Origin of the sequence: Haloprofundus salilacus (assembly GCF_020150815.1) — an archaeon.
Lineage (GTDB): Archaea > Halobacteriota > Halobacteria > Halobacteriales > Haloferacaceae > Haloprofundus > Haloprofundus salilacus.
The window spans coordinates 199,493-214,436 of record NZ_CP083723.1 but is presented as its reverse complement, the minus strand read 5'-3'; the positions used below and the strand labels follow the sequence as shown (position 1 = coordinate 214,436).

Genomic DNA, 14,944 nt, shown 5'->3' with positions numbered 1-14,944 from the left:
GACAGCCGCTTTGTCTGCTAGCGCTTCACTTCCACCGAGGTGCTGAAGTTCTCCGTCGATCGATGCATTCTCGTTCACAACGGGCGATCCGGCGAATTGCGTCACATTTCCTTGCACCATCTCCTCAACTCGCAGCTTGCCGCCGATGACGTAGACCGGACCGGATATCGCTCCGTCAGATGGCACAGTGACAGTTGCGTCCCCGACGACCAACGTGCCGTGAGGGAGTGATGCAACTCCGAGCAGATGTTCGCCTCAGAGGGAGCGCAAATGCGGTGTATCAAACCCATGGGAGCCCGCGGCGGTGTGTCAGGACCAGCGGTTTCCCATGGGGGAGCTCTGGTACTCCAGTATGTACTATGGATATTCTTACATTTAAATCTATCTTAATTTAATATTCATTGAACTTTTTGGTGTGTGTACTCATACTCGCCGGTCAACCTCAAGCGTCTACTGCTCGCCGCGACGGTCTCTTAGAGGTCACACAGAAACCTCGTCAGTAAGCGACCTTGACAAGGGTACGAAGAGGCAGCGCTAACAGTCGTCGGCAGGGCATCCTCAGGTGAAAGACTGTGCTCTGGAGGTAAGCAATAGTGCGCGTGGGCTTGATGGAGCATGGCCTCACTCGTGAACTCACTCGAGGTCAAGCCTCAGGCGCTCTACCAGGTCTTCTGTAGAAATGATACTCGAAACAATGCCTTTGTGAATCTGTCACACACCTATAGGCTTAGGAAGGTCACTAATGCATATCAAAGGATATTGTTCTATTGGCGAGTAAGCTGCACTGAGCAGATGCTCGTCTCAGAGGCATCCCAAAATGGGGTGGTGTGTCAGACCCACGGGGCCGCAGTGGTGTGTCAGAACCGACGTTTTCCCGTGGGGGAGTGCCGCTACTCCAATACGTAGTAAGTCCCTCCACCGCATATAATGCTGTCTGAGTTTCCTCTTCAGTGGCCTTTTTCTGAGTGTAATTACCAAACCGCCGAGAGCGCGCTGGTCGGACTCGTACCTACTACGTTTGCGGATACTCTATAAAATGCGTCGAGAGACTCCCTTCTTCACTTCGTCAAACGAACTGTCCCCGATCTCGCCCGCCAGACACGTCGGCCCGCGGTGTTCTGCAGTCTCATAGTATTCGTCGAAAACGTCGCTTGCAACGTTCGACCACTTTCAGTTCCACCATGCGTGGCTGAGGTATATCAACTGAGTCCCCAACCTACACGTATGAACAAGGAGCTCGTCCCAGTCGATTCTGTGGAGATTCTCGAAGAGTTCGCTATGGAAATCGAGAGACTGCGAGACTGCTCCGTCGAGGATGCAGAGGTAATGGCGAGCAACGTACTCGGGCGAGCATACAGTTCAACACACCTGGTTGGGCTCACCGACGGTGGACGTCGCGCGGTCTACTGGTGGAGTTTTACACCTGGGTTCGTGTCGATATCACCGTTCGACGTCGACGGCGTCGACGGAGAAAACGGGATCCAGATTTGGCGTGACGCTGACGAAGAGACGAACGACGACTTTGAGCAGTGGCTTTCGACGCTCACGGACGGGTTCGATTGGCTCCATCCAGAGTTCCGGGACACGTCAATGTAGACGTGGAACGGAGAACCAATTCGGGCAATGAAATCATCAAAGCTCTCCAAAAGTGGCACTTCCGTCGTATCGGTCAAACGGGGAGCTACGTCAAACTGCGCTACGTACATCCCAAGACGAACGAGAAGCAGACAGTCATCATCCACTCCACAGCGAACTCGACATCGGAACGCTCCAGAGCATCGCCAAACAAGCAGGCGAAGATGACTTCTAAGAGTTCCTTGACGCTATCGGCACGCTCCTTTAATTAGAGAGAGTTATTTTGTTTTTGGGAAGACTTGACTCAGTAGTTGTCTACCTTTCTGAAGCCCAGGATATCCATCGTAGATCCAGATGACGACGGCGATACAGAATATGAGTAGCTCGAGCATGAAGAACGAAGTCATTTCTATATTCTGGAGATGAGCGAGAAAACTTGAGTCTGACTCATACGGCGGTGGTGGATACAGTGGCCACGCTAGAAACCGTAAAAAGACGAAATCTAACTCGAGAAGTGGAACGAGTGCATCCCCGAGTAAGTGTCCCAGATAGCCAACGGCAAATGCAATTCCAAGCGGCTCACGGTTCCTTTTTCGGGTTATGTAGAGTATGATGGCGAGAACGATCGCAGCAGAAATGAGCGAATGAGTGAGCGAGCGCCCAGAGGGGATAACGCCAAACGTCCACGCAAGTGGTTTGTCGACGAGATCCGGAAACTGTGTCCCGATTGCGAGGGCGATAACAGGCCCATCCGAGAGACGCCACTCGCGCTGCCAACTACAGAGTCGATACAAGAGATATCCTAACGCTGCGTGTCCCCAAGGCCACATTGGTTGAAACTTTGGAGTCTATGACATACATCTTCTGGAACAAGTTACCAGCACCTTCTCTTCAACCCCAAAGTATCGATTGGCGCCAATTCCTGCGTTGGGTTATACGACATTTTGCATAATATTCACTCGTAGTGGCGAGTGCGAACAATTATTGAAATCGTCGTGAACCACCTACTTGGTTGTCGGCGCTTCGGAACTGATGCCTTCGCTCGGGAAATCCATCATAAGGGCATCATTCCGGTGTTGACAGCTGCGCCATATTACGAGGGATTCTCCCCTTTGCCCCTCGTTTCAATTCGGGTTGGCACTAAGGGACGCTGTACTGGGAGTGCGTGGTGTCGAGGTGGCGTTGTTAGGATGAATAGACCGCATGACGGCCACCGTCAGTGAGCCCGGCTAGATCCGTCGAGCTATCTGGACGGTCGAGTACCTTGCTTGCTACCAACTCTGCTTCTGTAACGGAGCGGTCTCGCTCACAATAGTGGCAAAGAACGACATATTCAAACAAGTTTATATCAATAGGGTGTACTCTCCACTCATAGGGAGTTATAGATATCTCCCCACGAGAAAGCGTAGGTTTTGACACACCACTGCGTTCTCTCTCTCTCAGGTCTGACACACCATTTTTTGGGGTACCTCACAAGCGAGTGATGACTCGGGGAGCGTTACTCGCCACTACAGAGTAGTCACTGTTCAAGTAATAGTGGTATGGCTAATTGTTTAGGTGTGTGAGATTTGGTAAACAACCACGTGTCGGGAGACCCATGGAACTGCTCGAACAACTCGGCCTCACCGACTAAAGTTCCTCTTTCTCGTGACGCAGAGACGAAAGTAACTCATCCGAATTATGGTTGATGATAGCATTTAACATATTAGGTGGCGTAAGGGAGGCAGCACTCGCAGCGCAGCTGCGTAGGGGTCGAAATACGTTGAGTGAGACGCTGCAAAGGAGAAGTCACATGGCTACAACCCCAGAGCCGGATGAAGAAAAAGAGATAGCGACAGTTACGTCCGCAGATGGGACTGAAATTGCGTACGAGTGGTCGGGAAGTGGGCCGCCGCTCGTCCTCGTCCACGGGGCTATGTTTGATCGTTCGATATGGGAACTCGGAGACGTCCGTTCTTCGCTCGCAGAACATACTACGGTCTACGCCATGGACCGACGGAATCACGGCGACAGCTCATCTTCTGACGATTGTAGTCCGGACGCACAGATTGCCGACGTGGTCGCAGTCGTCGAGTCGATCGACGACCCAGTCCACCTGCTTGGTCATTCCTCAGGAGCCAACTATGCTTTATGGGCGGCCCTACGAACCGATAATCTCCGTAGCGTAATCCCGCACGAGCCTGCTGCCCCGCCCGACGAGGACATTAGAGCCATTCTCAAAGAGACGATGGCAGAGACTATTGCGTTGTTAGACAAGGGACAGAACGAGCAGGCGCTCACGATGGTCGTCAGCGACTTCGCGAAATTCACGCCGGATGAACTTAACGAGCTTCGCTCATCACCGGTATGGGACGCCCACGTGGATACATTCCATCAAACCCTCCTGCCCGAGTTGGAAGTTGCCGGAGAGTTCGACTGGTGGGATCTCACACCGTTTGAAGAGCTATCCACCCCGACGTTACTGCTCGTCGGGAATGAGAGCCCCCACAAAAGCATGGCCGAACGACTCCACGAAATGATGCCGAACAGTCGGCTCGCTAACTTAGAGGGATGTGGACATGCGGTGCATCTCGTCTCACCAGACCGCTACACCGACGAGGTTCTGTCCTTCATCAACGAAGTAGACTAAGCGATAATTGTTGTCCCACACGACCCCTGTAGCGCGTTCGAGTCTTTCGAAACGTGATGTGCCATTTTTTGAGAGATAGCTGATAACCCGATTGGCGCGCCGGCAACTACGTTACCTCTCCTGAGCGATCGCCCCTTTCGTAGATTGAGCCGAATCTCGTGCTGCATTCGCGCACTGTATTCAGCACGGCTACTGAAACCTGCTCAGAAGCCGTCAGAAGATACCTACTGAATAGAGAGGCTATAGCTCCCACCAAGTCTGGCGATCAAAGAGCTATTACTCTCAAAGTTCCTGCTCTGAAGGCCCAGTTCTATATCACCGAGTTCAGATCGACCGACATCTACGTTTTCTGAAAACTCAAAACATCAACGACGATCAGCTTTGAAGTCGCTTAAATATTGACTGATAGTTGATTCGCTCACTTCTAAAGCCTCGGCGAGGAATGAATTGGGCTTCCCATGGGCTGCCAAATAGGCTGACAAAACGGCTTGGCTACCCATCTTGGCGACCAACCACGGAATACTGATTCTCTCGGCTATCTCGATATTCCTGATCGCTTGGTCGTATTTGAGTGGGAATCTATTTTCAGTATCATCCGCCCGTTCTTGCAATTTCGCCCAGTAAATCGCACGGCGTGTTGGATCACGCATTGAATCCTTGGTCCGGGTGAAGTGCTCGAGGTTTTCGTATGAGTCCTGAAGATTTTTCGGAGCTCCGGCCACCACAGACTTACTGATCTCATTCGGAAGATAGTACGATGTTTCGCCTACCTCCACAACGCGAGCATTTTCAAACTCTTCAACAACGACTGGCTCAACAAGGTCATCCATATACAATCTGTATATCTCGGACATGATGAATATACCGATTGGTATAGTGTTCTGATGACTACGTCGATCTGCTTAACAAGAAACATAGATCGGACTTCGAGAAATCACGATCCGGCAGAGTTCTTTATTGTCGGCAAGTCGACGAAGATGTCGACGAGCGGCTTGGGGGTGACTTTGAGTGAGTCAGCAACCTGATATGCGGTTACTGGCCGAGAACTTCGTCTGTCGGATAGAACAGCTCAACTGTCTCACGGTAGCGTTCATCGTCAGGGTCCGGACCAAGCGCCATTCGTCACCCTTAGTCATTCTTCATCCCCTCGAGCAGCTGGTTGCACCGTTTTAAAAGTGCTTTCCGCATCTCTTCGTCCCGACCGGACTCCTCTACGAGGACCTCACGCAGCGACTTGGTGTCGGTCCGGGCGAGGCGACCGTCGAACTTTAGGAGGTCGTCGTTGTCGACGGGTGCACAAATCGACAATTCCGCTTTCCTCGACAGGATATCGGCGTGACCAGCGACCGTGAGCACACCACCGAGCGAGATGGTTGACCGCTGCATCCCGCCGGTGTTCAACCGGACGATTCGGAGCAATTTGTGGTACGGTCGCGACGGTCCTCACAAGTGCCCTCCTCCTAGACGGGCGTGGTTGCCTGCATCACCGCATCTCCAGCTGGTCACTCGGTCGGTCCATCTTGGCGCGGTCGCCGTTGTCGAGGACCCGAACTAGTATGACCGCGATAGAATATGGAGTCATCATCAGTTCGCTCTTTGCACTCACACTCCTCGGAATAGGCGTCTCAGAATTCATTAATCGAAGATTCCAAGAGGGACGTGACCTGAATATTATCGAATCTGAGGAAGTTGGATCGGGAGAGAAGTTTAGGGCTCGTGTTTCAGAGGAAGTACGTTGTCGTCTCTTCGACTTCGACAGGAATCGTATGGCTCACTCGCTTTCCAGCGACCTCGAGCGGTACAGTCACAGCCGACGGTGTGACCTCGACGACCTCTTTGAACGGGGCTACTTGCTCAGACACGATTTCTCCGTCGTGATCGTAGACCTCCCCGATATGAATTGAGATGATAGGACCACCAACTGGATAACTGACACCGCTGCCAACATTAGAAACGCCTAGGCGTTCCAACACTACCCGTCTGACCGCTTTAAGCCCGATCGATGCGGCCTCAGTCTTCACTAATTCATCGCGATTAACCGAGGTGATTTCGCCCACTGCGATGGGTTCTGCGCCACCAGGACGTGGGCCCGAAAGGTCAGCTCCTTTTTTATATTGATCAACTGGACGCGAAAAGTCGCGTGCAGTACACCCGGCGAGCCCCCCAGAGAGTATGCCAATTGTAAGGAGAAGACCACGTCTTGTAACTCGCATGTCATTCACCATCCACTGATTACAGATAAAAATGTGTTGACTAACTAGTGCGAGAAATTGGAGCGCCATATACACCCACTTGTTCTAGTGAAATCTGCGCACTCTAGATACGATATCAGGTAAAATACGCTCTCTGCAACCCTGCGAATCAGCGATGGGCTGGGTCATGCCCGGTGACGGCATGCTTACGTCCACAAACGCTGTTCAGTTCACTATATGAGAACCCAAGACGTGCTGAGCCTCGACTTTGATGATCGTACGGGAATCGTCGGTGCGCTTGGAGCAGGTATTGGCGTCGTCTTCAGTCTGGTCGGTGACGGAAACCCTCTTTTGTGGGCATCCGTTGGCGGTGTTGTGGAACTGATGATCGGACTCCTCGTGGGTGAGTCGAGATAATGGAGAGGTCCTGTTGATCCTCAAAGTCGAGTCCAACGATTCGAGCTCACTCTTCGAAGATTGGTAGAAGCCAGTCTCAACCAACAGATACCGGGCGAGAGTTCAGGCTGTTGGTTAAGACTCAGACAATACAATTGACCTCCTTTTGTCTCTATTCACGAACACTACCATTTCAGAACTGGGTTCCAATTCGATCCGACAGCCCCTTTGAGAACCTTCACTGCCGTATCTTTCCACGTGAAAGTCGCTCTGTGAGGTCTCTTGTCCCAATCTCAGTGACGATATCCTCGATAACTGTTTGTTGTGTGGTTTCCCCCTCTTGGTTCTCTACTGCCTTTCTTCTGTTTTCGAGAACGATTCCCTCATCTACTCGCTTGAGAATGTCTGCAACGGTCTCGCCAATTTGGGCGTCGTGGTAGTATTCAAACGTAACCAACCCCCCGTGAAGGGAGATACTCCCGCTTTCAGATTTGCGTACGACTGGCTTCAGCGTGTAGTAACTTCCTCGAAGGGCGTCTTCCATCGTTTCGAACCAGAATCCATTGGTTCCGAAGCGATGCGTTCGGTATCGGGTGGTAGTGCTGTTTGAAAGGGTGACGTCTGGAACCGAAATGTGTACACTGATTTTCTCGCCAGCAGACCCCTCAGCTGTGATTTCGAGGTCAATTTCACTATTGGTTCGCGGAAGTACTTTTGTGAGATTCTCGGTTATGGCCATAGTAGTGAGATTTCAATATGATTACTCAAAACAGGGGTGATAAACCTTTGCTCGATGATTATCGGCTTTCAAATCGGGGTGGGTCGCCTCAAACTACAGAGATAGAAGTTGCAAGGTGCTACATTTGAGACATTCGCTTACTGGATTCGACGGAGTAGCCGTTAAGAACCACTACTGTGAGTGATGAGGTGGAAAACTAATTTTCTGCGGTTCAGACAGAGGTTGCGAAAGAAACAGCGCCGTTCTGCTCTCGGCTTAGTCTGCTAGTGCGGCTTCTTCCTGCAGACGGCGTTCAGCCTCATCGCGGTCTTCCGGATAGCCAACGTCGACGCGCCAGCCATCGATACGGAGTGCGTCAATCGTACGGCCACTCTGCAAGAGCAGATTGATTGCGTCGGTGATTTCGTATTCGCCACGGTCAGAGGGTTGAACGAGGTGGCAGGCGTGGAAAATCTCCGGAGAGAACGTGTAGAAGCCAGTCATCACGAGGTTCGTCGGCGGCTCATCTGGCTTCTCGATGACTTCCGTGATCTCACCGTAGTCGTTTGTGTTACAGACACCGTAGCGGCTTGCTTCCTCATATGGTACTTCTTCGACGAGGAACGCGGCGTCAGCGCGCTGTTCTTGCTGTCGTCGCATGACATCTCCGAGGTTTGCCTCGAAAATGTTGTCGCCGAGCATCAACACGAAATCGTCGTCGATGTGTTCTTCGACGGTGAGGAGTGCGTGCGCCAATCCTTTCTGTTCACGCTGGTGAGCGTACTTGATTGGGACGCCCTGGACTTCGTCGCCGTAGTAGCTGATAATCTGTTCTTTGTTGTGTCCGACGACGACGATGAACTCGTCTGCCCCGAGGTGTGCGAGTTTCTCGAAACAGTGCGTGAGAATAGGTTCCCCGTCGACTTCGACGAGACCCTTCGGCTTATCATCGGTAAGCGGCTTGAGCCTCGTTCCTTTGCCTGCTGCGAGGACGACTGCCTTCATACTCCACACCCCGAACTAATGATATGTAAGTCTTTTCACCAAGTTTGAGTGTTCACTTGTTCTATATCAATATCTGGGCCTTCTTTGGGTCCGGTCTCTACCATCTCTCCAATGCGCGTCAGTATTTTTTTAAGTTTCGTACGCTACGCTTCGCTTTCGTTTTCACTCACAGAGCGTACATAGCATGAAATCAGAAATTGTGAGTGCCTCTACGCTGTTGCCACAGTATTGATAGCGATCGCTATTTTGTCACAGCCTCTGTCTCTTGGTCGTCAGACCTCTTTTCAGTTGATTCAGTGGTGATCTGTGAGTAGGGCCCGATCACGCTCTTGGATAATTCGAGGTTCTCGATTTCCGCTTCGGTATCGATGACTGAATCGTGGATCGTCGCATTTGAGATCGTAGCCTCCGGGAACACAACCGACCTCGAGAGGGTCGAATCGGCCACTGTCGCGCCAGAAAGCACCTGTACGCTGCCTTCGAGATGCGACGATTCGACTATGGCGTCATCGGCGATGAGTGGTTCGCCGCCAAGTGCCCAGTCGACGGCTTCGAGATACCCGACTGCTGTTCCGATGTCGAACCACGCACCACTGAATGTGAACGCGTGGACGGCTTGGCGAGCCTGCAACCACTGAAGGAACCAACCAGGTTCATCTGGGTTGTTGTCGCCTGCAAGGTACTCGTCGAACTGTGAGAGGACGTCTGCGGGGAAGGCATAACAGGCAATCGAGACAAGCGTACTCTTTGGATCTTCGGGCTTTTCTTGGAAGTTGACGACACGGTCACCGTCGAGTTCGACGAGGCCGTACGCTTTCGCCTTCTCTCGGGACTCGACATCGTAGGCGACGAGCGTCGGTGCCTCGTTTTCTTTGAATTCGTCGACGAACGACGAGAGGTTGAAGCTAAAGAGGTTGTCGCCAGCAACGACGAGGAGACCTTCGTCGTTTTCGTCGAGGCCTTCACGTTCAATCAGTTGGGTGAGTGCGCCGACGACACCGAACTTCTCGTCTTCTTCAACGGTTTCCTCGACGGAGAGCTGCGGTTTCTCGAAGTCGGATTCTTCGATATGTGTCTCGAAGGTCGGTGCGAAACGTTCGTTCGTACTAATGAAGACATCAGAAACTCGCTCGTCGCCTTCGAGGTCAGCGAGTATCTCGTCGATGACCGTCGTTTCACCGACGGGAAGGAGCATCTTCGGGCGGTCTTTGGTAAGTGGCCAGAGGCGGGTTGCATACCCTCCTGCGAGTACAATTGCTTGCATATCACTGCCATGTTTTCGCTTGGGCATTTGTTTTTCTAAGTGGGCGACATTTCTCTCTATACGTCATGTGCCTGTATAGGCCCAGATCGCCGGCTGAGAGTTGACAGTTCGGCCGCTACCTGGGTGATTATGTGAGGGCTAAGCGCTTGGGACGCTTGTAGGCAACTCATAGTGATTATCGCAAACGGAGTCATCTTCTCTATGAATTTCGCGGCCGATATCGTCGCCATTGACATCGGAAGTACACGGGTTCGCTACGGTCGTGGAACTACCCATGGCCCACACGATGTCTCTGCCGAACCAACGAGAGCCGACGAGTTAGAAGCACAAGTAGTCGAGATCGTTGAGCGAGTTCGGACCGACTCTCCGAATCCCATTACTGGGGTGTCGGTGTCGACGACCGGGCTTGTGGATACAGACCAAGGGGTCATCCGTGAGTTCGACACTGCTGACGGACGGACGCTCCACGATATCGATTTGAGAGTAGCAGTCGAAAACGCCTACGGGCTTCCCTTGACCGTAAAAAACGATTGCACTGCTGCTGCGATTGGTGAATCCCAATTCGGCGATGGTCGTGGCTACTCCTGTGTGGCACACGTAACGTTTGGTACGGGGATTGGAGCAGGCGTCGTTGAGGACGGCCGCCCAGTGACAGGTGAACATGGATATGCGACCGAAGTTGGCCTCTTCCCTATCAAGGCCGATGGCACGCTTGAAAGCTCAGGTGTCAAGGGTGCGTGGGAAGCATACTGTGCTGGCCGAGGAATCCCGAACTTCGCCCAGAAAGTTCTCGAAAGTGATTCACAGCCTTCGATTCTTCGAGATGCAGATGAGTTGTCTGCCCCTGATGTCTTTGCAGCCGCAGAAAACGGAGATGAGCTTGCGATGCGATGTCTCGACCAAATCGCTCGCTATAACGCTGCAGGACTCGGTGCACTCATAAACGCGTATGACCCCGGGCTCATCACGTTGGGTGGATCTGTTGCGTTGCACAACGCCGAGTGGTTGCTTGCTGGGATTCGAGACCACATCGACGACTACGTGCTTGCTGACCCACCAACCATCGAGCTCACGCCTCTTGGTTCCGATATCGAACTGTATGGGGCGATTGCGGACTTCTCACAGACCGAATCGATCGCTCCAGCCGTCGAATCCGTCGTCGATTGACGATTATAGATATGCTTCGAGACAGTGCTCGATCCCTTTCATAGAATTGAGCGTAAACTCCCACGAGCGCTGGGTTCGTCGGTGAATTAATTCAATGCTCTGCTAGTGCCACTCTCGACGGTTGTAGCCTTGGCTTTGATCCGAGATCCAAATGGGAGACTCTGGTTCGGACTCTTCGGAGTCCCGCTGAGTGGCTTTCAATGACTGCTTCTGTTGAGGTTTTCCAGCCCACGGGTGGTCGACGACGCCAGTTCGGATGAGCCACCGATTGAACGAGAGCACGAGCCGACGTCTGATTCCCATATTCCTCTACACACCGTATACACGTATAGTAATAGCCGTGCTACCAACCCTCGCGATACCTGTGGGAGACTGTAGGATTTGCCTATCTGCAGGTTCATCGTTGGAGAAAGGGTTATATCAGAAGGGTTGAATTTCTCAGAAGTCCATGGTCAGCAATGATACCGAGGAACGCAAGACGGATTCTAAGGGGCTTCAGTGCCGAGTTTGTGGGGCGACCATCTCTCGAGCGAAAACCGGGATGCTTTCGATGTCGATTCTAACGACGTGTCCTGAATGTGGTGCAAACCTCTAACCGAGGCTTATCCCAATTCGTTCTCTTCTTGATTTCCGTGTTCAAGTCTCTGATATACCCTTGGTGAAGGTGTGGTTTTGACCACTCCTTGTCGCACATGTATATAAACTAGAGTGTGTTCATTTCGGTACTCTTAGGCGAATTTCTAATGCTAGACACTACAGACTTCTCAGAATATCATTTCGATAGCAAGTATTATGTAGGCGTGGTAACGAGAACCTCTTGAAAGCAGATAACTGAAGTGAGAGTTAATTTCGGTTTCGCTTACGCAAGTCGGTGTGTGATACGCTGTCTCACCGCCGCAGAGGGAAAAATCACGGTACAATGTCAACCGACACACCAAACAGCAACTTACTCGAAAATTCAAACGGAGCCGCACAGTACGCCTCCAACGGACGCACCGCATACGAAGGAGACCACCCAGGCGACAAATATCTCGTCGACGAAGATAGCGCCCAGCCTCCAGAGCTAACTATTGTTATGCCGACGCTCAACGAAGAGCAAGGCATTGCAGAGTGCATTCGTCGAATCAAAAACGCGCTCGTCGAGATGGAGATGACTGGCGAGATCGTCGTCAGTGATAGTTCGACTGATCGAACGCCCGAGATTGCAGAATCACTCGGCGCACGTGTCGTCGTCCCAGATAAGCCGGGATACGGCTATGCGTACATGTACGCCTTCGAGCGTGCCCGTGGCGACTACATTGCTATTGGGGATGCAGATTGTACGTACGACTTCGAGGAGTTGCCGAAGTTGTACGAACTCGTGGCGAACGGTGACGCTGATATGGCCATGGGAAGCCGTCTTGAGGGAGAGATTCTCCCTGGGTCGATGCCGAAGCTTCACCAGCATATTGGCAATCCGTTGCTGACGAAATTCCTCAATGTCTTCTATCGTGCTGGCGTCAGCGACGCCCACAGTGGAATGCGCGTCTTCTCTCGAGAAGCGCTTGAGACGATGGATCTCAAATCCACTGGCATGGAGTTTGCCTCCGAGATGATCATGGAAGCTGGTGCGAAGGACCTGACTATCGAAGAAATCCCGATTACGTACCATCCTCGTGAGGGTGAGGCAACCCTCGAGAGTTTCTCGGATGGCTGGCGGCACGTGAAGTTTATGCTCGTGAATGCCCCGGGCCATCTGTTCTCGATTCCAGGGATGGTTCTTGGAGTGGTTGGGATGCTCGTGATGGGGCTTGCATACACGAGCGTCCCGGTTGGTCCGTTCTCGTTGGGTCTCAATTCGATGATTGCCGGAAGTTTGCTGACGTTGGTTGGTTACCAGGTAGCGAGTCTCGGAGCGTTTGCGACAGTTGCAAGCGATCCAATTCAGAAGGCGAATGATCCGTTCACAACGTGGTTGACGCAGCGGGTCAGTCTCGAGCGTGGAGCTACGATTGGGCTTGGCGTCTTTGGAGTCGGTGCAGCATATGCAGCGCTCGTTATTGGGCGATGGTTTGGAAGCGGCTTTGCCACAGTGCCTGTTGCAGAAGCCAATATCGTGGCATTCACCGCGATTATCCTCGGGATTCAGGTGATCTTTGGATCGTTCTTCCTCAGTTCGGTGGCAGAATGAGTGGTTGGAAAACCTAGTTGCCTATTAATTCCTTTGTCGACGACTTCCACAAGGTGGATACTATGGTGCTTTTCTTCTCTCCCCCTGTTTTGTTGTTCTACACTTAGGTCTCTAAATGGAATTGTTGCGAATACAATCTCCCCGGCAGGGAACATCTTACTGGATGACACCGAAACAACATATCGGTTCTCAAACCTTATAGAAGAGCTTTAACAGTGGAATCAAGGTAACGAAGCCTTCCAACCAGCTTTTCAGACGTTGGTGTCCCCTGGGCCCAGCTAGTGCGCCAAACACGGCGAGCGTCGATTATGTGAGGTGGCGAACGGCCGTAATCGACCAACCCGAAAGCGGCGCGGGCGCCTGCTCGAGAAGTGAGATAGCCTCGTCGGCATCGATAACACGGGTTCGTAACGCGAGGGTTGCGTAGATTACGAATCCGACCGGTGGAACGACCACGAGCGACACAAACGTCGATTCAATCATGGTCGCGAGACCTACGATTGCGACGGCGGACAGACCAGCCGTTACTGTGAACGAAAGCAGCCGAAGGTCGCCGAAGGGATTGTATCCGATTCGGCGAGCGACGGCCCCGTGGAATATGATCATTGAGCCATAACCGACACTCGTCGCAATCGCCGCACCAGCCATTCCGTAGCGTGGGATGAGCGAGAGGTTCAAGACGAGGTTAATAATGGCGGCGGTTCCAGTTGCAAAGATGAGCACCCGGAGGTCGCCCTTGCCCTGCCCGATCGCGAAGATTGGGCGAGCGAGCGCGAATCCGAGGACACCAGGGAGTAACAACAGCAGCGGCGTGACGGCCGCGTCAAACTCTGTGCCGAAGTACAATTGCATGAACTCCTCTGCGAGTGCTGCAAGTCCGATCAGCAATAGCGTCGTAAAGACGAGCGTGTACCGGGTCGCTCGACTCGCCATCGCGGATATTTCGTCATAGCTCTGCTGAGACCACAGTTTCGAGGAGGAATGGATGAAGACGATCTGAATCGCCTGGGGGACAAGCCACAAAAATTCGGCGACGACGAGCGCGGCTTTATAGAACCCCGTCTGCTGACTGCCCACTAGTGGCTGAAGGAGCAATATATCGGTGTTATAGAGCGATATTGTCAACAGGATGAACACCGTGTTGAACGCGTTGAAGCTCAAAAGATTACGCCGTGGGAAATTGCGAGGAAGCGGCCTGAATACCGCCATCAAGTCAATGCGAGTTCGCAACAGCCACGTCGCGACGACAGCGCAAACAAATGAGGAGATCGCCGTTCCAGCGAGGACACCCACGACATCGAAGCCGATGTAAGCTAGCGAGAGGCCGAGAACTCCATACAGAAGAGTTTGTAGGACCGAGAGAGGCTCTGAATATCGCTCATAATGCAACCCCATCAGCGTATACCGAGTGACGTAGAACAACTGATCCGTCACCACCATAGCGGCAAGCAAGGCGAAGTAGACCTCGAATGCGGGACTCAATAGGCTGTTGAGCGGCTTGTACACGCCGAACAGCAGTAAACAAACACCAACAAGTACCGCGATGCCAACTGCCAAACGGGTATAGAAAGCGAACACGTGCGTATCCCAGTCTTGGCCAGGGCGGTCTTCGGCGATGTACTTGCGAATTCCAGCCGAGATACCGGAACGTGTAATGACGGTAATCACTGCGAACGCCGAAAGCAAGAACGCATATTGTCCGTATAGTTCGCCTCCGAGGACGCGGACCAACAGCGGCGTAATCGCCGCTGTGAGAAACGTCGCGCCGAATTTGCCACCCAGAACAGAGATAATTCCAGAGACGGTTCGGCTACTCATTACTCGAATT

General features: G+C 52.5%; 13 protein-coding genes. 5 read left to right on the top strand and 8 right to left on the bottom strand.

Translation table 11 applies throughout. The features are described 5' to 3' along the window. The first annotated feature begins 1,224 nt into the window (after window positions 1-1,224). Entirely contained in the window at window positions 1,225-1,596 is a 372-nt protein-coding gene (locus tag LAQ58_RS00950; protein ID WP_224448754.1) for a hypothetical protein, read from the top strand. 257 nt (window positions 1,597-1,853) lie between these two features. Here the strand turns inward: LAQ58_RS00950 and LAQ58_RS19035 are convergent, their stop codons facing one another. Beyond that, on the bottom strand, window positions 1,854-2,405 hold the full coding sequence (locus LAQ58_RS19035; protein ID WP_224448753.1) for a metal-dependent hydrolase: 552 nt from the start codon (window positions 2,403-2,405) through the stop codon (window positions 1,854-1,856). A gap of 962 nt (window positions 2,406-3,367) precedes the next feature. Between LAQ58_RS19035 and LAQ58_RS00940 the strand changes: the two genes are divergently transcribed. Then, window positions 3,368-4,204 (top strand): alpha/beta fold hydrolase, encoded by an 837-nt coding sequence (locus tag LAQ58_RS00940; RefSeq protein ID WP_224448752.1) that lies wholly within the window; start codon window positions 3,368-3,370, stop codon window positions 4,202-4,204. A 365-nt stretch (window positions 4,205-4,569) separates the two neighbouring features. On the opposite strand, the gene LAQ58_RS00935 is transcribed toward LAQ58_RS00940, so the two are convergent. From LAQ58_RS00935 to LAQ58_RS00925, 3 genes are all read right to left on the bottom strand, one after another. After that, on the bottom strand, window positions 4,570-5,034 hold the full coding sequence (locus LAQ58_RS00935) for a hypothetical protein (protein WP_224448751.1): 465 nt from the start codon (window positions 5,032-5,034) through the stop codon (window positions 4,570-4,572). A 298-nt stretch (window positions 5,035-5,332) separates the two neighbouring features. Next, window positions 5,333-5,623: a hypothetical protein gene (locus LAQ58_RS00930; protein WP_224448750.1), complete on the bottom strand. Its 291-nt coding sequence runs from the start codon at window positions 5,621-5,623 to the stop codon at window positions 5,333-5,335. Between the two features lie 302 nt (window positions 5,624-5,925). Continuing rightward, a complete protein-coding gene (locus tag LAQ58_RS00925; protein ID WP_224448749.1) occupies window positions 5,926-6,225 on the bottom strand; it encodes a hypothetical protein in 300 nt (99 codons plus the stop codon). Between the two features lie 408 nt (window positions 6,226-6,633). Between LAQ58_RS00925 and LAQ58_RS00920 the strand changes: the two genes are divergently transcribed. Further along, window positions 6,634-6,813 carry a hypothetical protein gene (locus tag LAQ58_RS00920; protein WP_224448748.1) on the top strand — a complete coding sequence of 60 codons (180 nt, stop codon included), beginning with the start codon at window positions 6,634-6,636 and terminating at the stop codon, window positions 6,811-6,813. A 217-nt stretch (window positions 6,814-7,030) separates the two neighbouring features. Here LAQ58_RS00920 and LAQ58_RS00915 read toward each other — a convergent pair whose 3' ends face one another. From LAQ58_RS00915 to LAQ58_RS00905, 3 genes are all read right to left on the bottom strand, one after another. Further along, entirely contained in the window at window positions 7,031-7,531 is a 501-nt protein-coding gene (locus LAQ58_RS00915) for a hypothetical protein (protein WP_224448747.1), read from the bottom strand. Between the two features lie 255 nt (window positions 7,532-7,786). Then, on the bottom strand, window positions 7,787-8,515 hold the full coding sequence (gene aglF, locus LAQ58_RS00910; RefSeq protein ID WP_224448746.1) for a UTP--glucose-1-phosphate uridylyltransferase AglF: 729 nt from the start codon (window positions 8,513-8,515) through the stop codon (window positions 7,787-7,789). Window positions 8,516-8,756: 241 nt separating this feature from the next. Next, on the bottom strand, window positions 8,757-9,779 hold the full coding sequence (locus LAQ58_RS00905) for a nucleotidyltransferase family protein (RefSeq protein ID WP_224448745.1): 1,023 nt from the start codon (window positions 9,777-9,779) through the stop codon (window positions 8,757-8,759). A 171-nt stretch (window positions 9,780-9,950) separates the two neighbouring features. Here LAQ58_RS00905 and LAQ58_RS00900 point away from each other — a divergent pair, with 171 nt between their 5' ends. Then, a complete protein-coding gene (locus LAQ58_RS00900; protein WP_224448744.1) occupies window positions 9,951-10,946 on the top strand; it encodes an ROK family protein in 996 nt (331 codons plus the stop codon). 919 nt (window positions 10,947-11,865) lie between these two features. Continuing rightward, window positions 11,866-13,116 (top strand): glycosyltransferase family 2 protein, encoded by a 1,251-nt coding sequence (locus LAQ58_RS00895; protein WP_224448743.1) that lies wholly within the window; start codon window positions 11,866-11,868, stop codon window positions 13,114-13,116. A 306-nt stretch (window positions 13,117-13,422) separates the two neighbouring features. Here the strand turns inward: LAQ58_RS00895 and LAQ58_RS00890 are convergent, their stop codons facing one another. Continuing rightward, a complete protein-coding gene (locus tag LAQ58_RS00890) occupies window positions 13,423-14,934 on the bottom strand; it encodes an oligosaccharide flippase family protein (RefSeq protein ID WP_224448742.1) in 1,512 nt (503 codons plus the stop codon). Window positions 14,935-14,944: the final 10 nt, after the last annotated feature.